Raw genomic sequence first — 17,782 nt, forward strand, 5'->3', positions numbered from 1 at the left:
AAAAAGCTAAGTTGCTATTAGTATTTATTCATCACTATTATCCATTTGACCTTCTGTCTGGGTTTCCTCAGTCTCATCCACTAAAACAGGTGCCGTTGATCTCTCTTTCCCCTTCAACTCAAAATACTTATCTAAAACACGTCGACCAATTATATTATTAATGGGGTGTCTATCACCATAATTATCATATGCAAATGGAACAACGACCGAGAACGCAACCTCTGGGTTATCATTCGGGGCATAACCTACTAATGTTACATTGTAAGCATTGTATAATTTTTTCTTTTCGCCAAATTTCCCTTCGCCATCATAATAAAATGATTCTGCTGTTCCCGTCTTTCCAGCTGGCTTGTAAGGTGCAGTTCCGAAGAACCCTAAAGCAGTTCCACCATTTTCTTGCATAACTTGCCTAAAGCCTTCCTGAACTCTTTCAATATACTCCATACTCATATCCACTTTATTTAATATGGTTGGTTCGAATGGCTTTACAACTGGTCCAAGTTGCTCTTGCTCCATAGTCGGCTGACGGATTTCACGAACAATTTTAGGCTGCATTCGAAATCCACCGTTGGCAATTGTTGAAACATATTGAGCCATTTGTAAAGGAGTATACGTATCATATTGTCCAATTGTTAAGTCTAATAAGAAACCAGGAAGACTCGTATCCTTCCCAGTAATCCCAGCAAATTCACCAGGTAAATCAATTCCAGTCTTCACCCCAAGGCCAAACTGACTAAAATAATTTCGAATAGTTGGGAATACTTCTTGATCAAATGGGAGAGCCTTATACGGACGGTATGTTGCATTTGCTATTGCGATACCTGTCTTAAACATATACACGTTCGATGATCTTCGTAATGCTGTTAGATCATCAATTATCCCTAATGTAGAAACAGATTTCTTGGGCGGACTCCCCTGTATATAAAGTGTTTCATCTCGCATTCTCGAACCAATTTGTAGCACTCCCGTTTGGTAACCTGTTAAGACAGTTGCACCCTTCACAGCAGAACCCATTGTGTAGGCTGAATTCATTGTACCAAGAGCATAATCATCTAAATCTGGTTTTCCATCTCTTATCACATATTTCTTACCAGCCATTGATAAAAGTTCGCCTGTTTTTGGATCCATCATGACTACAAACACACTGTCTAAAAAGCGTGTACCAGGTTGCTTTTTAGCATTTAGCAGTTCTTCCTCTATGATTTTTTCAACTTCTTGTTGGAGGTCCATATCGATTGTTAATACTAAATCTTTTCCTCGTTCACCTTCAGATATTACTTTTGTATCTAGTAAGTTGTTACCTTGCGTAATGTTTTCAATCTTACCCTTTTGTCCATGTAAAACTTCTTCATACTGCTCTTCAAGGTAGCTCTTTCCAACGCGGTCGTTACGGTTATAGCCTCTTGCTAAATAGTAGTCTAATTTTTCCCTTGGAAGTCCTTCCTCTGAAGTAGTAGTATTACCTAATATTGAACGAATCATTGAACCGTATGAATATTTTCTTGCCCAATCAGTTGTCGTATCAATTCCTGGTAGTTCCTCTAGATGTTCACTTACAACAGCATATTCCTTATTTGTCACATTATTATTTTTTACTATTTGAGGAGTGAGGGAGTAGCCTTTGTTCAATTCTCGAAAAATAGCAGCAACCTCCAGTTCAGCTTCAGAGATTTCAGCAAGATCAGCTTCAGTAATCCTATCTAATTGCAATTGATATAACTCGTTATTTGTTATTTCCTTATCATCAAGCATTTTCAATTCTTCTTTTGTTATTAGCGACTTCGCTTTTTCGTCACGAGTGATTAACCAATAATCTTTAATATCTCGCTCAGTTAACTTTGTTGTTTCTTTCTCAATAAATGTTGAGAGGTTTTTGGCAACTTCTACCATATCGGTCGGTTTTGTTCCTTGAGCACGTGTATAGGTAATTGCATGTAATGGTTCATTATCAACGATTACACGCCCAAACCGATCATAGATTTTGCCTCTAGGAACAGGAGTACTTACTATACTGTTCTCTGTGCGATCAACTTCTTTCTGATAGTTTTCGCCTTGAACAATCTGGACAACACCAAGCCTAAGTACTAATGCTGAAAATAACAGGAATACCATAAAAAACAACATATTTAAACGAAACGGAACATGTGACTTTTTCTTTTTTTTCATAGGGACCAACAACCTTTGTTTTTTAATAAGAAAAACGCAGGGCGCCCGCCTATCGGCGACAAGCATAAGACAAGCCGGCTGGAAGGTTGTTCTTTACCTTCCGGACGGATTGGCTTATACCATAGAGTCGATGGCGCCCGGAGCTAGACACTAAAACTTGGTACAAATTTTTATACTTTCTTATCTTTTAACAAAAGCGCAGGGCGCGCCCGGAGGTACTAGGTACAAATTAATTTTCTTTTAAAGAAAGCCTTTTTGGCGATTGCCCTAGTTGCTCTTATCCATTCAGAATTAATGTACATAAATTTTGATTAGTAGAAAAAGACACCAGGACGGTGCCTTATATATCTATTTTATAAGATACTCTTTGTATTTACCATAATTAATTATAGGGACTTTTGCAAACATTAACTTGTCGCCCCACCTTCGCCTTCAGCTAAATCACGGTTAGCAGGAGACTTTATCCTAGTTTTTTTGTTAGACTCCCCTGGGTCTAGTACTTCAACTTTACGTATAAAGAAATATATAAAGGTATGTCCTGCTCCAATTATAGCTAATAAAATAGGAATACTCTTTTTTTCATCAAAAAAATAAACTGCAATAAGAAATAATAAAATAGAAATAATCCTACCTGAATTCAAAAATAATTCCCTAACAACAATATATTCAATTCGCATTTTCGCTGCATTCCAGCCTTTTCCGATTACATCATAGGTCAATGATACATATGGAACCAATATAATGGGGTATGCAACCGCAATAACTACCGCATAAATAAGTAGCTTCGTATAGGTAATATCAAACAATATTATATAAATAGAGCCGTATAAAAGTATACCTCCTAACAGTATTGCCATTTTACGGTGTTTCTTTTTTATTAATCGTGTTACAAGGTAATATGATACAAATGCAACAGCTGAATTCACTAACCCAAATTTCCCCAAAGCTAGTTCACTGTTAGTGGTTATGAAAACTAATACGGAAATAACGAACACAAAGGTCCCTTCGCGGATTCCTTGAAAAAAATGAGCATTTGTTATAAGGCGCCAGTTACGATTATTTTTCCTTTCTTGAAGAATTCTCTTAAATAAAAAAACTCCTTCTGCTGGTCTTCTTTTAAGAAAGAAGCTAATTATGACTGCTCCTGAAAAAAGTACAAGAGAAATTGTAAATATCACAGTATACCCAGTAAACTTTTCCATTGTTGAAATAATATAACCAGCTACAATCGGACCAATCATTCCAGCAAAGGAACCAAGAAGTCCTAAAAAGCCATTAAAGAAGTCACGTGTTTCAGGCTCTGTTATTTCAAAGGTTAGTACATTAAATGCTAACCAATAGAAACCATATCCAATACCTAAAGAACCACCTAATACAGGTAGAAAATGGGAGGCATTTTCTCCAATTAATAAGACTGTTATAAAGAAAATGGCTAAACAGGATACACCTAATCTAAGTACAATTACTCGGTCGATTTTCTTGGCCCATCTACCTGCCAATAAAAATGCTAATGGTTGCATGACAACAATCGAAAGATTATAAATCCCTAGATCAAAAAATTCACCAGATTGTTTCCATAAATAAACATTAACAAAGGTATTGGATAGGGCGACACTTAGGGAATATAATCCTCCTATAACTAGTAGTAGCACTAAATCTTTATTAATTTCTATATCTCCAATTACTTTTTTGAAACCAAACATAGCGGACTCCCCTTCTTCATCTATTCGGTAGTTTGCCAAAAAGCCGATATAGATATTCGAAAATGATATAGATATTCGAAAATAGGGAAGTTGTTCAAAATTAAGGTACGAAAAAAGCTACAGAGAATTACTTCTCATGTAGCTTTCATTGACCATTTTATTTTGCTGCACTATAAAGTTTAGCAACTTCATCCCAGTTCACAACATTGAAGAATGCTGCTACATAATCAGGACGACGGTTTTGATAGTTTAGGTAGTAAGCATGCTCCCAAACGTCTACACCCAGAACTGGAGTTTTGCCTTCCATTAAAGGTGAATCTTGATTTGGTGTACTAGTTACTTCTAACTCACCATTGTTTACAACTAACCAAGCCCAACCAGACCCAAAGCGAGTTGCTGCTGCTTTAGCAAACTCTTCTTTGAATGAAGCGAAGCTACCGAATTTACTGTTGATAGCATCTGCTAATTCACCAGTTGGCTCTCCGCCACCATTTGGAGATAGAAGTGTCCAGAAAAGGCTGTGGTTAGCATGTCCGCCACCGTTATTACGTACTGCTGTACGTACTGCTTCAGGAACAGCATCTAAGTTAGAAATTAGATCTTCAACACTTTTGCTTAATAATTCTTCGTTTCCTGATAATGCAGCATTTACATTAGTAATGTAAGTGTTGTGGTGCTTTGTGTGGTGAATATTCATTGTTTCTTTGTCAATGTGTGGTTCTAATGCATCGTAAGCGTAAGGTAATTGTGGTAGTTCAAAAGCCATAATTAAATTCCTCCTTGTATTATGTAACAAATTTAAAAAACTTAGGCGAAACAAATAATAGTGTTTCCCAAGTTGATTACTTTTACATTACCAAAAGTACCATAAAATATCAATTAATAAGCACCTTGTATAAGATTACCTATCCTGCGATGTTTTATACCAAGCGCAGTTAGATTACCACAAATAAAAAGTATGCTATCATTACTGCTTGAATTACTCCTTTAGCAACAACCCCACTTAAGAAACCAAGCAGAGAACCAACCCCGATTTTAATCGCTTTTTTAAATTCAGTCTTATGAACAATTACTTCTCCAATAATTGCACCAGCAAATGGTCCAATGATAATTCCTGCTACTGGTATAACAAAGGGTCCAATTAACAAACCAATTGTGCTGCCCCAAATTGCTGCTTTACTTCCACCGAATTTTTTTACTCCAAATAAATTAGTAAAGTAATCCGTTCCAAGTAATATAACAAAAAATATCAATTGTATGATCCAAAACAAAATCGTTAGGTTGTCAAAGCCAAATGCAAACCCATATACAATAAAGCCTACAGCAATAAAAATAACACTCGGAATAATAGGATAAATCAAGCCAATAAATGAAACCACAAAACAAGCTATTATTATGATCCAATAAATAATATCCATATGTCACTTAACTCCTTTAACGTAAAAAAATGCAAAGGATTTCTCCCCTGCATTTAGTATATAGTAATTTATTCCACTTTACGAACTTAGTGTCGTTCTCCAAGTACTGCTTCCGCGATATTTACCGCATGATCACCAATTCGCTCAAGGTTACTGATGATGTCAACAAACACAATCCCTGCTTGACCTGAACACTTGCCTTCATTCAATCGAAGAATATGTTTTTTACGTAACGAGCGTTCCATAGTGTCGATTTGTTCTTCCATCTTTACAACTTCGATTGCTGCTTTTTTATCATCATCCTCTAGAGATTTAAAGGCAGCTTTTATGGTCGTAGTTGTTAGAGTAAACATATCTTGCAAATCAGCTAAAGCTGATTCGGTTAGGAGTACCTTATTTGAAATTTGATATTCAACAAGTTCGACGACATTTTCAAAATGATCCCCAATTCGTTCGATATCTCGTACTGTGTTGACCAAAGTTGAATGTAACTCTGATTCTGATTCAGACAATGAACTTGAAGAAAGCTTAACAAGATAGTCTGTAATTTTTCTATCCAAATTGTTAATTGCATCTTCTATTTGTAAAGCAGTATCAGCGTGTTTTTGCTGTTTATTAATTAAGTAGTTATTTGTTTCTTCCATCCCCAGGACAGCAAATTGTCCCATTCTGATCACTTCCTCTTTTGCTTGACCAATAGCTATGGAAGGTGATTGCTCAATAAAGATCGGATCTAAATGTTTTGCTTTATATTCAACAACCGAATCCTCACCAGGAATTATTTTAGTTACAATTATTGCTAGTAACGCAATAAATGGGAACTGAATAATTACATTCGTTATATTAAATGTACCGTGAGCAAATGCAATTGTCATCTCGGGGTTAAGCCCGAGCATCGATTGTAGTCCTTCGATTACTCTTGAATACAAAGGTAAAATGATTAAAAAGATTGCTGTACCTAGTAAATTGAAAATAACATGCGTTAATGCAGCTCTTCTTGCAGCAATTGAGGCACCAATTGAGGCTAAAATAGCTGTAATGGTTGTCCCAATGTTATCACCAAATAGGACTGGTAGAGCAGCATCTAGGTTAATTAAGCCTTCTCCAAATAGTTCTTGTAGGATTCCGATAGTTGCACTTGAACTTTGGACGATAACTGTAAATACAGTACCGATAACAACCCCTAGAATTGGGTTTGAACTCATGCTTACCGTTAAATCATGAAATGCTTCTAATGCTCGTAATGGCTTCATACCATCACCCATCATTTCAAGTCCTAAGAATAATGCACCAAACCCGAAAACGATTTGTCCAAAATTATGCACTCTTTTACTTTTAAAGAAGAATAAAAGTATTGCACCAGCAGCAATGATAGGTAATGAGTAATCGGTTATTTTAATCCCAATAATAAATGCCGTTACTGTCGTTCCAATATTGGCACCCATGATTACCCCAATAGCTTGCCTTAAATTCATAAAGCCAGCACTAACTAGACCAACGACAATAACTGTAGTCCCACTACTGGTTTGTAGTAGTATCGTAACAAATATACCAGCGAGTACTCCCATAAAAGGATTTGTTGTGAATCGGTCCAAAATGTCTCTTAATTTATCTCCAGCAGACTTCTGTAAGCCATCCCCCATATATTTTATTCCAAATAAGAATATACCAAGGCCACCAATAAACTCAAAAATCATTTTTTGGATATCTAGTTCCAAGTCTTTTCAACCCCTATGTATTTAATAGTTCGACAAAATAATACAAACCCTTAAAAAGGGTAACTTAACAGTGCTGTGTTGTAAAGCTTTTTCACTGCAATTTTTTTGTTTATTTTTCCTTGTTAAATTAAGATTACCTCGTTAAAATAATGAATGAATGTACTAAAAGGATGTGTTTTGATGTCTGTGTTCAAACAATTTTATAAGAGCGTGTATTCACCAAGAGATATTTCTTCTTATCGTTTCCAAGGGATAGGCAAAACTATACTGTTTGTTTTCCTTTTATCTTTACTGTCAATGCTACCAACAGGATATTTTATTACTAGTGACCTTACTAATGGCATTTCATACCTTGAAGATATTTTTCAAGAGGATTTGCCTGAATTTAAAATTGAAAATGGGAAGTTAATTTCTTCATCGACTGAGCCATTTACTATTCGTAATGATGACTTTACCTTCATATTAGATAGTACTGGAACGATTACGTCTCGTGATGTAGAATCCTACCCTTATACCATTGCACTTTTACAGGACGAGTTAATCATTTATAGTAATGCAAATCTTCAAACCTTTGATTATACGATGGTAGAGGATATGGTAATTACCGATAACGATATACGTTCTTTTTTTAACACTTTTCAATCAGCATTGCCAATTCTTATCCCGATGATTCTCCTAATGCTTTATATCATGGTAAGTGGTTTGAAGTTTATTGAAGTCACTTTAATTGGTCTAATTGGTTTACTATTGAAAAATATAGTAGGTGTGAATTTACGCTTTCGTCATACTTGGATTATCGCAGCATATAGTGTGACCATTTCAACCGTGTTCTTTACAATTATGGAAGCAGTTAGAGCTCAGGTTCCATATGCTGCCTTTTTAAACTGGGCTGTTTCAGTATTTGTTTTATACCTAGCATTTAAAGAAATTCCTAAACGTAAAAAATAAAAAATGCGAAGGGTGCGGAGCTAGACAGCAAAACTAGGTTAGAACATTAATACTTTCTTATTCTTAGATTTCGTATTACCTATAAGGAATACTTTTTTTGTCATTTTTTAAAGTGGACAAGCATATTGTTAACTAACGTACTATTTAAGGAGGTTAACAATATGAAAAAATTAATCGGTGCATTTATCATTATGTTCTTATTATATATTGTTTATCATGATATAAGCCAAGGGACTTTACCGTCTATAAATGGACAAGCGGTTAAGGCATCAGAAAAAGCTCCAGAAGTGGAGCCTAAAAAACAGTCGGTTCCATTTCAAACCGTAAAAATAAAAGCTGGAGACACAGTTTTATCGTTAATTGAAGACCAATCAAACGGATCAATTCCTGTATCAATCCAAACAATAATAAAAGATTTTGAAATTTTAAATCCAAGTTCATCAGCTGATTCAATAAAAATTGGTAAAGAATATAAAATTCCACTATATACAAACAGAGAATGACTCCATCTTGTCAATTTTACATTTTGACTGGTACAATTGTTACAGTCCTAAGTTTTTATTACTAGCATTTTAGTGAAAAAACGATTAATCTTATGGATATAGAGTAATCATGATAAACTATGATTGAAATGATGAATTTCGAAGGAGCGATTTTTCTTGAGTGAAATAATCCATCGTACCAATACACGTCCTATTAAGGTAGGAAATTTAACTATAGGTGGCAGTAATGACGTTGTGATCCAAAGCATGACAACTACTAAAACACATGATGTAGAGGCGACTGTTGCAGAAATTAAACGACTAGAAGAAGCTGGATGCCAAGTGGTTCGCGTTGCATGCCCAGACGAGAGAGCTGCAAACGCTATTCCTGAAATAAAAAAGCGAATTAATATTCCACTTGTTGTTGATATACACTTTGACTATAAATTAGCTTTAAAAGCAATTGAAGGTGGAGCTGACAAGATTAGAATAAACCCTGGAAACATTGGCCGCCGCGAAAAGGTCGAAGCAGTTGTAAATGCTGCTAAAGCAAAGGGAATCCCAATTCGTATTGGGGTTAATGCAGGATCTCTTGAAAAGAGAATAATTGAAAAATACGGATATCCTACTGCGGACGGAATGGTAGAAAGCGCTCTTCACCATATCAAAATATTAGAGGACCTTGACTTCCATAACATTATCGTTTCAATGAAGGCATCTGATGTTAACTTAGCTATTGAAGCCTATGAGAAAGCTTCGAGGGCGTTTGATTATCCCCTTCACTTAGGGATTACTGAATCGGGAACACTTTTTTCAGGAACTGTTAAAAGTGCTGCTGGTTTAGGCGCAATCCTTAGTAAAGGAATTGGAAGTACAGTGAGGATTTCATTAAGTGCTGATCCAGTTGAAGAGGTCAAGGTTGCGAGCGAACTTTTAAAAGCATTTGGTCTTTCCTCAAATGCCGCAACATTAATTTCATGTCCTACTTGCGGCCGTATCGAAATAGACCTTATAAGCATTGCAAATGAAGTTGAAGACTATATCTCAACAATAAAAGCTCCAATTAAAGTAGCTGTATTAGGATGTGCCGTAAATGGGCCTGGTGAAGCTAGAGAGGCTGATATCGGGATTGCTGGTGCACGCGGTGAGGGATTACTGTTTAGACATGGCAAGATTGTCCGTAAAGTCCCAGAGGCAACAATGGTAGAAGAATTAAAAAAAGAAATTGATGCAATTGCAGAGGAATACTTTGCAAAGCAAGCACAAGAACAAATAAATGGCTAAAAATTCACAAAAGCTCGGCACAGATTGTGCCGAGCTTTTTAACTACCATTCGTTTTTATTTAAAAAAATGGGAGGATAAATATTCCGACAATTATCGAGACGGCCCCAATACCTATCGCCCATGCTCCTAAACCTTGTGCTCCTCTTCTGCGTGCGATAAAGCCAATAATAATCCCTGCTGCTCCCATTAATACTGGCATTACAAATAACGAAATGATTGAAAGGGCTAATGCTAACCATCCTAAACCGGCTCCGCCAGTAGCAGCACCAGTATTGTTCTCGTTATTAGTATTAGTTGCTCCGTAATTCGTATTTAATGGAGGTGCAACCTCTGCGGCGGTCTCTTCAGTATAATCTGAATAGACATTTGCCCCAAGGTTCGGGTCGACATAATGATTCTCATCATAATCATGAGCTACTTCACGTTCACGTTTATTAAGATCTTCTGCCATAGCTTAATCCCTCGCTTTCCTTATCGTTAAGGAGCATTACTATTATTAGTGCTTTAGGCAAAAAATATGTTGACAATGTTTTCTTGCTCTGGAAATAAGAAAAATATGGGGTGACCTGCTTAAGCGAGGTATGTATATGGGAGATGATGTGCTGACGTGCCCGGAACTAGACACAAAAACTATGTTAAAACGCTTTATTTAGCCAACTTTTTAAAAAATATGATACACTAAATATGTTAATTGAATTTGTACAAGGAGCTGCATTGAGATATGAGAAAACGTTTTGGAATTGATATTGATGGAACTATAACGTGTCCTACTACGTTTGTCCCATACATAAATGAATCATTTAAGCTAAATATTACTCTTGATGATATGACAGAATATGATTTACGTCCTCTTTTAAAGGTTACTGAAGAAGAGTTTTGGAAGTGGATGGATACGGTAGAACCAACCATCTACAAAAATGCCCCCCTTGCAAAACATGCTAAAACAGTAATTGACGAATGGAAAAACCGTCACGAATTAATTTATATTAGTGCGAGAAGAGACGATTATTCCCCAATTACCCACAATTGGTTTAAAGAGAATGAAATGCACTATAACCACATTGATTTAGTAGGAAGTCATGATAAGCTGCAAGCAGTTAGAAAACATAAAATTGATTTGTTTTTTGAAGACAAACATGATAACGCGTGCGATATAAGTGAAGAGTGTGATATCCCTGTGATTTTATTCAACACACCCTATAATCAAGAGCCCATTCCTAAGAACGTAATTAGGGTTAATGATTGGATAGAAGCAAACAAGTGGGTCACAGATTGGATTAGTAATAAGTAAACAGCCTTACGAAATCCGTTAGGCTGTTTTTTAAGAAAGTATAACTACTGTGAACGTGTAAGGGCGCCCTGCGCTTTTGTTATGCTAACAGTTCGGACACACACCGTAAACTTCAAACTTATGCCCGGTTATTTCATAGCCTCTTAAATTTTCAGATAAGCCCTCCATTGGACATGATTCTATTTCTTTTGTTTTTCCACATTCTAAACAAATAAAATGATGGTGGTGATGGTTTGTACCACAAGTAAACCGGAAATGCTTTTCACCGGATAATTCTGTTGCTTCAAGTATTCCTAAGTCAACGAATATTGAAAGGTTGCGATAAATCGTATCGAAGCTTAGTCCTGGGTAATCGTCTTTCATATGATCAAGAACATCTTTTGCTGTTAAATACTTATTTGAATTAGAGAATAAATCTAACATTTCTTCCCTTTTACCAGTATGTTTAAAACCTTTTTCCTTCATTAACTCTAGCGCTTCTCTTACATTCATTTCGTTCTTCCTTTCCACCACTTTTTCCAACTAATTGCACCAATCAATATCACGACCGCAAGCATTACAATTGTGCCTCCAGGTGCTAAATCTAAATAGTAAGATAAAATTAAACCAACAATTACAGAAATTTCCCCAAATATGACAGAAAACAAAATAGTTTGTTTAAATCCATTTGCTATTCGTATACTTGCAGCAACAGGTAACGTCATTAAGGAGGAGACTAGTAAGATTCCAACAATTCGCATAGAAGCCGCTATAACCAGTGCAACTGTTACAATAAATAAAAAATGAATCCATTTTGAATTTATTCCAGATGCCGCTGCATGTTCCTCATCAAATGACAATAGAAATAACTCTTTATAAAATATAATAATAATAAGTACTACAAAAACGGAAATGCCAAATACTGTCCACATATCACTTCTGCTTACTGCACTTACACTCCCAAATAAATAATTAAACAAATCGGTATTAAAACCCTCTGCCAAGGATATAAATATAACCCCTAGACCAATTCCCCCAGATAAGATGATTGGGATTGCAAGCTCCTGGTAATGCGTGTAGACCTTTCTTAATTTTTCTATAAACAAAGAACCCGCTACTGAAAAGGCCATTCCCATGTATAACGGGTTGATTCCCCCAGCAAGGCCTAACTTTTTCTCAAGCAATAGACTTGCAGCTATTCCCGCTAATGTTACATGACTGAGCGCATCCGCTATTAAAGATAATCTCCTAACCACAATAAAAACACCTAACAAAGGTGCAATAAAGCCAATTAAAATACCTGCTATAAAGGCATTTTGTAAAAATTCATATTGAAACAAACCTGAAATCATTTAATGACCTCCATGGCTGTAACTATGATCATGGTTCAAAACATGAAGATGATGTCCATAAAATTGGGATAGGTCATGTTCCTTTAATTGATCAAAGTCTTGCGCACTTCCGTGAAAATGCAATTGTTTATTTAAACATGCAACATGTGTTACCTTATCTGTTATTGTACCAACATCATGTGTTACTAAAATTAAGGTAATCCCTAAATTTTTGTTTAGTTTATCAAGCATATTATAAAAATTTTGAACTGTCCTAGCATCCACTCCAACAGTTGGCTCATCTAAAATTAGTAGTTCTGGTTTACTTACAAGTGCTCTTGCAATAAAGACTCGCTGTTGCTGCCCACCGGATAACTCACCTATATTTCGATTCATAAATTCCAACAGTTCTACTGCAGCTATTGCGTCCTTAACCATGTTCGAATGCTCACTCTTAAAAAAGCGATATAGACCCAGCTTTGAGGTTAATCCACTTGATACAACTTCAAAAACAGTCGCAGGAAAACCAGAGTTAAAGCTATTTGCTTTTTGAGATACAAAACCGATTTTATACCACTCTTTAAAGTTATGGAGTTCCTCACCAAAAAGACGGATGGAACCTTGTTGCGGTTTCAAAAGACCAAGTATACATTTTAATAACGTTGACTTTCCCGAACCATTAGGCCCTACCAACCCTAAAAATGCACCCTTTGGTAGGGCTAAATCTATATTTTCTATTACATTTTGTTGTTCATATCGATAGAACAAGTCATGTATCTCTAAAATCATGTTTGAGTTATTCTTCAATTTAATCACCTATTCTTTTTATAAGATCAGAACTTATATATGAAAGCATAACATTTTATACTTAGTTATAAGAATCATTACGATTTAGTCAAACTGTAGTATACAATACTGATTATGTTTTGTAAAGGTTGAGACTAGTACAACAACCCATACTCTGCTAATCCTTTTATACTATCTTTTCAAAAAAAGAAACCCAGCTACTAAAACTGGGTTCATTTTAATGAATGGCAGACTTAAATTTTCCACCTTTTACTTCATGTGTATCCATTATCGTAATAAACGCATTCGGATCAATTTCCTGTACAAGTGCTTTTAATTTTGTAACTTCCAATCTTGTGATTACTGCGTATATAACATCTTTCTCTTCATCGGTAAAACCGCCTTTTCCTCGGAGCTTCGTCGTTCCACGCCCTAAGCGGTCTAAAATTGCATTTGACACCTCTTCATACTCTTCTGACACAATGATAGCTGCCTTGGTTTCATCTAAACCTTGGATCACTGTATCTATTGTTTTAAAAGCAATGTAATAGGTCATAACAGAGTACATTGCTTGCTCTGGGCCGAATACAAATGCAGCCCAAATAAAAATAAATATATTGATGAACATAATAAACTCACCAACAGAGAATGGAATTTTTTTCGTAATCAGAATTCCCAGTATTTCTGTACCGTCCATTGCTCCACCATATCTAATGACCAACCCTACACCAACCCCTAATATGAGTCCCCCAAAAACTGTTGCAAGGATCGGTTCATTTGTAAAAGGATCAATAGGATGAAGGACAGTCTCTATTATCGCAAGTGAAATAATTGCCATAAGTGAAGACCACATAAAGGTTTTTCCTATGTACTTATAGCCATAATATATAAATGGTAAATTTAACATGACAATAAGCAAAGCGAAGCTAATATATGCCGGTGTTAAATAATCAATAATTAGTGATATACCAATAATGCCTCCATCGATAATTTGATTTGGCACTAAAAATAATTCAATGGAAACCGCAGCAAATCCTGCTCCGATTATTATCATAAGGATACGAAATATCTTATTTGTAATTTTTTCTTTTCTATGTTGTTTTTTGACCATTTTATTCCTCCTACTTACCTAACTTACGCTTTTAATTTAATGAGACAACTACCAAGCTAAGCTTTTCTATTATACCTTAATCTCTCCACTAATTGGTAGATGGTGTACTGCTCCATTCTGATTTTACGACTTATTTTTGCACATTCCAAAAGGTATTCCCATACAGTAATACCGAAGAGGTGAGGAAAAATGAGTATTTTTCAACAAATAATTAATAAGAAGGTCAATTCGATAACCATTGAGGAGCTACTATCTTACAGTCAGCAATATCAAATAAAAATAACTAGGACACAAGCTAGTCAAATTGTAAAATTAATAAGAGGAAAAAACATTAATATCTTTGACGATAATGAAAGACATAAGCTAATTAAAGGAGTTGCCAAAATTACCAGTCCCGCTATCGCCCGAGAATTAAATACTATGTTCACTAAATTCACAAATTAAAAAACTGTCAAGCACACCTTGACAGTTTTTATTCTCACTAGCCTTTGATAATTCTTTGAAGCAAATCAGGATTAAACTCTTTAGCTCTTAACATCTCCATTTCAAATTTGTATGGAGGCATTTTACTATTTTTATCTTCGCCTACAAAAGGTGTTTCTAAAATCTTTGGAATATCAGACAGTTGTGGATGATGGACAATATAGCTTAATGCAGAAAAACCAATTTTACCAAAGCCGATGTTTTCATGACGGTCTTTTCTAGCTCCACATTCATTTTTACTATCATTTATATGTAATACCTTTAATCTGTCAAGACCAACGACTTTGTCAAATTCATTTAATACGCCATCAAAATCATTGACAATGTCATAACCAGCATCATGAGTATGGCAAGTATCGAAACATACTGATATCTTTTGGTTGTGTGTTACTCCATCAATAATTTTTGCGATTTCTTCAAAAGAGCTCCCACACTCCGAACCTTTACCTGCCATTGTTTCAAGTGCAATTTGAACATTTTGCTCATTTATAATTACTTCATTTAGACCTTCAATTATTTTTTGAATACCACTTTCTGCTCCCGCACCAACATGAGCACCAGGGTGTAATACGATTTGCCTAGCACCCAATGCAGCTGTTCGCTCTATTTCGGAACGAAGAAAAGTTACACCTAATTCAAATGTGGAAGGATTAGTTGTATTGCCAATATTAATAATATATGGGGCATGAACAACAATATCTGATATACCATGTTTTTGCATATGGGCAAATCCCGCTTCAATATTAAGGTCTTCAATTTTTTTTCTTCTAGTATTTTGTGGTGCTCCAGTATAGATCATAAACGTATTTGAACCGTAAGATACGGCTTCTTCACTCGCTGCAAGTAGCATGTTTTTACCACTCATTGAAACATGTGAACCTATTTTTAGCATAAAAAACACTCCAATCCCTTACTACCCTATTTCTTTTTAAGTCGTCTTTGACGTTTTGTGAACTGCTCAATCTCTCTCGTCATTTTCTTTTTATAACCTGGTTTTACTTTACCTGGTTTTTTGACAAAACTTTTTGCTTGTTTGTCAATTACATCTTCTTGTTTTACCCTTTGTTTACGTTTATTACGTTCTCCAAGCTTGACCCATTCACCTTTTTCTAATTCCATACCTGTAAAAGCAATACCCATTTTTTCAAGCCTTACAAGTGCATCTTCATCTGATAATTCATATATGGTAGCAGCTACACCGGAATAACCTGCTCTTGCGGTACGCCCTACACGATGAATATAAAAGTCTAAGTCAGAAGGTAACTCAAAATTAATAACATGACTTATACCTTCAATATCTATTCCTCTAGATGCAAGATCCGTTGCAACTACAAATTGAAATTCTAGATCGCCTATTTGTTTCATTACTTTTCTACGGTCACGTGGAGTTAACCCCCCATGTATTCTTCCAACCTTCAAACCTTTGGCCAGTAAGGCATCGGCCACTTCATCTGCCATTTTCTTTGTGTTTGTAAAAACAATCGCTAAATAGGGGTTGTAGGCGACTAGCATGTCATGTAATAAGGTAAATCTATTTCTATGCCGTAAAGGAACCAGAATATGTTCAACCTTAGCTGCCGTAGCTTGTTTAGGTGCAACATGTGTGAACTTTGGATTTTCCATGTACTTCTTTAAAAATGGTTTTAGCTTTTCAGGTATTGTAGCCGAGAAAACTAGTATTTGGACCTTTTCTGGCATTCTCCCTGCTACCTGATCAACATCCTCGATGAATCCCATATCAAGCATCAAATCTGCTTCATCTACTACAATAGTAGTAGCAGTATGGACTAATAACGCATTTGCTTTTGTAAGGTCATTGATTCTACCAGGTGTACCTACAACAATATGTGGCTGCGTTTTCAATTTATCAATTGCTCGCTGTTTATCCGTCCCGCCCACAAAATTCTTCGCAATAATTTGATTATCTGAATCACAGTGTTTAATAATCTTTACTACTTCCTGATAAATTTGTGTGGCTAATTCTCTAGTCGGTGCTGTTATGATAGCCTGAACCTCTTGCTTTGAAGCGTCTATATTGTTAAGTACTGGTAGTAAATAAGCGTGTGTTTTCCCTGTCCCAGTTTGTGATTGCCCTATAGCAGTTTCCCCGCGCAATATTGAAGGAATTAACCGTTCCTGAATTTCAGTTGGTCTTGTAAATTTTAATTCACTTATTGCATCCATTAAAAATGGTTTTAAGTTGAAACGACTGAATTGAATACCTGTCTCCATTTTATTACCTCATTTGTCTCGTTATTATATTACTATTTTCTCTACATCACGTTCTTTTAAACCCAACAACACATTATATATGATTTATTTAAAAAACGCCATTGATACATCAATTATTACTTTTCCTACCTCTTACGTTCCAGAGCTTTTAATAAAATGGTTTGAAACGCCTATTATTTGAACTAATTAAACATTTTGTAAGCATTCGCATATTGTAAATGTATGAAGGTAGATACTCCTATGACAGAAAACTACTAATAAAATATGACCCCAAAAGGCGGATGGAAAAGGAGGAGGAAAATTATGTTTCCCCCTAGAAGATCATTACCTCAAATGCCCACACAGGGCTTTAATATGCAGCAACCATTTGGTGGATTTCAGCAACAAGTGGCGAATCCTGGTACAGGTGGACTACTAAAAAAATTATTTTCGGGCTCTTCTCAGGTACAAGGGATAGCTAACTCATCAAGTGTACAAGGAATGTTAAATCCATCTACGTTACAGAGTCTTGCAAATCCAGCAAACCTTAGTGGTATGATGGGCAATGTCCAAAAAGCCCTGAAAATGGCAGAATCAGTAGGTCCTATGGTACAGCAGTACGGCCCTTTAGTTAAAAATATTCCCTCGATGTGGAAAATTTATAAGGAACTTAATAGTGATGATGACAATGATAGTGATGAAAACAAAGCTGAAAAAAGCACTGAGCCTACTAAAACGAAAGAACGTGAATTACCAAAAGAAAAAGAGAAGTCGGTTGAAAAAGCTAAGCCTAATTCTAAACCAAAAGATTCCGTTCCAAAATTATATGTTTAAAGTTTAACATCCTTTGTAATATTCTCCTCATTTCGC

18 protein-coding genes are annotated in these 17,782 nt (G+C 35.7%); 6 read left to right on the forward strand and 12 right to left on the reverse strand.

What is annotated here, in order from left to right; genetic code table 11:
- Nucleotides 1-24: 24 nt before the first annotated feature.
- The 5 genes from PY093_RS10680 to PY093_RS10700 form a co-directional block, all read right to left on the reverse strand.
- The gene (locus PY093_RS10680) at nucleotides 25-2,166 is read right to left on the reverse strand and encodes a peptidoglycan D,D-transpeptidase FtsI family protein (protein WP_275645883.1); all 2,142 of its coding nucleotides are present in this window, start codon (nucleotides 2,164-2,166) and stop codon (nucleotides 25-27) included.
- Nucleotides 2,167-2,573: 407 nt separating this feature from the next.
- On the reverse strand, nucleotides 2,574-3,869 hold the full coding sequence (locus PY093_RS10685) for an MFS transporter (protein ID WP_275645884.1): 1,296 nt from the start codon (nucleotides 3,867-3,869) through the stop codon (nucleotides 2,574-2,576).
- A 157-nt stretch (nucleotides 3,870-4,026) separates the two neighbouring features.
- Entirely contained in the window at nucleotides 4,027-4,635 is a 609-nt protein-coding gene (gene sodA / locus PY093_RS10690) for a superoxide dismutase SodA (RefSeq protein WP_275645885.1), read from the reverse strand.
- 169 nt (nucleotides 4,636-4,804) lie between these two features.
- Nucleotides 4,805-5,287, reverse strand: a complete 483-nt coding sequence (locus PY093_RS10695; RefSeq protein ID WP_275645886.1) for a DUF456 domain-containing protein — start codon at nucleotides 5,285-5,287, stop codon at nucleotides 4,805-4,807.
- Between the two features lie 86 nt (nucleotides 5,288-5,373).
- Nucleotides 5,374-7,005, reverse strand: a complete 1,632-nt coding sequence (locus PY093_RS10700) for a Na/Pi cotransporter family protein (RefSeq protein WP_275645887.1) — start codon at nucleotides 7,003-7,005, stop codon at nucleotides 5,374-5,376.
- A 180-nt stretch (nucleotides 7,006-7,185) separates the two neighbouring features.
- Here PY093_RS10700 and PY093_RS10705 point away from each other — a divergent pair, with 180 nt between their 5' ends.
- From PY093_RS10705 to ispG, 3 genes are all read left to right on the forward strand, one after another.
- On the forward strand, nucleotides 7,186-7,953 hold the full coding sequence (locus PY093_RS10705; protein ID WP_275645888.1) for a DUF1189 domain-containing protein: 768 nt from the start codon (nucleotides 7,186-7,188) through the stop codon (nucleotides 7,951-7,953).
- A gap of 161 nt (nucleotides 7,954-8,114) precedes the next feature.
- Nucleotides 8,115-8,456 (forward strand): hypothetical protein, encoded by a 342-nt coding sequence (locus tag PY093_RS10710; protein ID WP_275645889.1) that lies wholly within the window; start codon nucleotides 8,115-8,117, stop codon nucleotides 8,454-8,456.
- Nucleotides 8,457-8,621: 165 nt separating this feature from the next.
- Complete coding sequence (ispG, locus tag PY093_RS10715; protein WP_275645935.1) at nucleotides 8,622-9,719, forward strand: flavodoxin-dependent (E)-4-hydroxy-3-methylbut-2-enyl-diphosphate synthase; 1,098 nt, start codon at nucleotides 8,622-8,624, stop codon at nucleotides 9,717-9,719.
- 59 nt (nucleotides 9,720-9,778) lie between these two features.
- Here the strand turns inward: ispG and PY093_RS10720 are convergent, their stop codons facing one another.
- Nucleotides 9,779-10,171, reverse strand: a complete 393-nt coding sequence (locus PY093_RS10720; RefSeq protein WP_275645890.1) for a DUF4190 domain-containing protein — start codon at nucleotides 10,169-10,171, stop codon at nucleotides 9,779-9,781.
- A gap of 270 nt (nucleotides 10,172-10,441) precedes the next feature.
- Here PY093_RS10720 and PY093_RS10725 point away from each other — a divergent pair, with 270 nt between their 5' ends.
- Nucleotides 10,442-11,011, forward strand: coding sequence for a hypothetical protein (locus PY093_RS10725; protein WP_275645891.1), 570 nt, complete (start codon nucleotides 10,442-10,444; stop codon nucleotides 11,009-11,011).
- 84 nt (nucleotides 11,012-11,095) lie between these two features.
- Here the strand turns inward: PY093_RS10725 and PY093_RS10730 are convergent, their stop codons facing one another.
- The 4 genes from PY093_RS10730 to PY093_RS10745 form a co-directional block, all read right to left on the reverse strand.
- Nucleotides 11,096-11,503: a Fur family transcriptional regulator gene (locus PY093_RS10730; RefSeq protein ID WP_275645892.1), complete on the reverse strand. Its 408-nt coding sequence runs from the start codon at nucleotides 11,501-11,503 to the stop codon at nucleotides 11,096-11,098.
- A complete protein-coding gene (locus PY093_RS10735) occupies nucleotides 11,500-12,342 on the reverse strand; it encodes a metal ABC transporter permease (RefSeq protein ID WP_275645893.1) in 843 nt (280 codons plus the stop codon). Before PY093_RS10735 ends, PY093_RS10730 begins: the two co-directional genes overlap by 4 nt.
- A complete protein-coding gene (locus PY093_RS10740) occupies nucleotides 12,343-13,110 on the reverse strand; it encodes a metal ABC transporter ATP-binding protein (protein WP_275645936.1) in 768 nt (255 codons plus the stop codon).
- Between the two features lie 235 nt (nucleotides 13,111-13,345).
- On the reverse strand, nucleotides 13,346-14,218 hold the full coding sequence (locus PY093_RS10745; RefSeq protein ID WP_275645894.1) for a YitT family protein: 873 nt from the start codon (nucleotides 14,216-14,218) through the stop codon (nucleotides 13,346-13,348).
- A gap of 189 nt (nucleotides 14,219-14,407) precedes the next feature.
- On the opposite strand from PY093_RS10745, the gene PY093_RS10750 reads away from it, so the two are divergent.
- On the forward strand, nucleotides 14,408-14,662 hold the full coding sequence (locus PY093_RS10750) for a DUF2624 domain-containing protein (RefSeq protein ID WP_275645895.1): 255 nt from the start codon (nucleotides 14,408-14,410) through the stop codon (nucleotides 14,660-14,662).
- Nucleotides 14,663-14,699: 37 nt separating this feature from the next.
- On the opposite strand, the gene PY093_RS10755 is transcribed toward PY093_RS10750, so the two are convergent.
- Complete coding sequence (locus tag PY093_RS10755) at nucleotides 14,700-15,593, reverse strand: deoxyribonuclease IV (protein ID WP_275645896.1); 894 nt, start codon at nucleotides 15,591-15,593, stop codon at nucleotides 14,700-14,702.
- A gap of 26 nt (nucleotides 15,594-15,619) precedes the next feature.
- Nucleotides 15,620-16,933 (reverse strand): DEAD/DEAH box helicase, encoded by a 1,314-nt coding sequence (locus PY093_RS10760; protein WP_275645897.1) that lies wholly within the window; start codon nucleotides 16,931-16,933, stop codon nucleotides 15,620-15,622.
- Nucleotides 16,934-17,236: 303 nt separating this feature from the next.
- Between PY093_RS10760 and vrrA the strand changes: the two genes are divergently transcribed.
- Nucleotides 17,237-17,746, forward strand: a complete 510-nt coding sequence (gene vrrA, locus PY093_RS10765) for a VrrA/YqfQ family protein (protein WP_275645898.1) — start codon at nucleotides 17,237-17,239, stop codon at nucleotides 17,744-17,746.
- Nucleotides 17,747-17,782: the final 36 nt, after the last annotated feature.

The organism is Cytobacillus sp. S13-E01 (assembly GCF_029193815.1).
GTDB lineage: Bacteria > Bacillota > Bacilli > Bacillales > Bacillaceae_L > Bacillus_BV.

Coding starts and splice junctions, on each gene's coding strand:
- PY093_RS10680 (WP_275645883.1), bottom strand. CDS start 2,166: ATGAAAAAAAAGAAAAAGTCACATGTTCCGTTTCGTTTAAATATGTTG.
- PY093_RS10685 (WP_275645884.1), bottom strand. CDS start 3,869: ATGTTTGGTTTCAAAAAAGTAATTGGAGATATAGAAATTAATAAAGAT.
- sodA (WP_275645885.1), bottom strand. CDS start 4,635: ATGGCTTTTGAACTACCACAATTACCTTACGCTTACGATGCATTAGAA.
- PY093_RS10695 (WP_275645886.1), bottom strand. CDS start 5,287: ATGGATATTATTTATTGGATCATAATAATAGCTTGTTTTGTGGTTTCA.
- PY093_RS10705 (WP_275645888.1), top strand. CDS start 7,186: ATGTCTGTGTTCAAACAATTTTATAAGAGCGTGTATTCACCAAGAGAT.
- PY093_RS10710 (WP_275645889.1), top strand. CDS start 8,115: ATGAAAAAATTAATCGGTGCATTTATCATTATGTTCTTATTATATATT.
- PY093_RS10720 (WP_275645890.1), bottom strand. CDS start 10,171: ATGGCAGAAGATCTTAATAAACGTGAACGTGAAGTAGCTCATGATTAT.
- PY093_RS10725 (WP_275645891.1), top strand. CDS start 10,442: ATGAGAAAACGTTTTGGAATTGATATTGATGGAACTATAACGTGTCCT.
- PY093_RS10730 (WP_275645892.1), bottom strand. CDS start 11,503: ATGAATGTAAGAGAAGCGCTAGAGTTAATGAAGGAAAAAGGTTTTAAA.
- PY093_RS10735 (WP_275645893.1), bottom strand. CDS start 12,342: ATGATTTCAGGTTTGTTTCAATATGAATTTTTACAAAATGCCTTTATA.
- PY093_RS10740 (WP_275645936.1), bottom strand. CDS start 13,110: ATGATTTTAGAGATACATGACTTGTTCTATCGATATGAACAACAAAAT.
- PY093_RS10745 (WP_275645894.1), bottom strand. CDS start 14,218: ATGGTCAAAAAACAACATAGAAAAGAAAAAATTACAAATAAGATATTT.
- PY093_RS10750 (WP_275645895.1), top strand. CDS start 14,408: ATGAGTATTTTTCAACAAATAATTAATAAGAAGGTCAATTCGATAACC.
- PY093_RS10755 (WP_275645896.1), bottom strand. CDS start 15,593: ATGCTAAAAATAGGTTCACATGTTTCAATGAGTGGTAAAAACATGCTA.
- PY093_RS10760 (WP_275645897.1), bottom strand. CDS start 16,933: ATGGAGACAGGTATTCAATTCAGTCGTTTCAACTTAAAACCATTTTTA.
- vrrA (WP_275645898.1), top strand. CDS start 17,237: ATGTTTCCCCCTAGAAGATCATTACCTCAAATGCCCACACAGGGCTTT.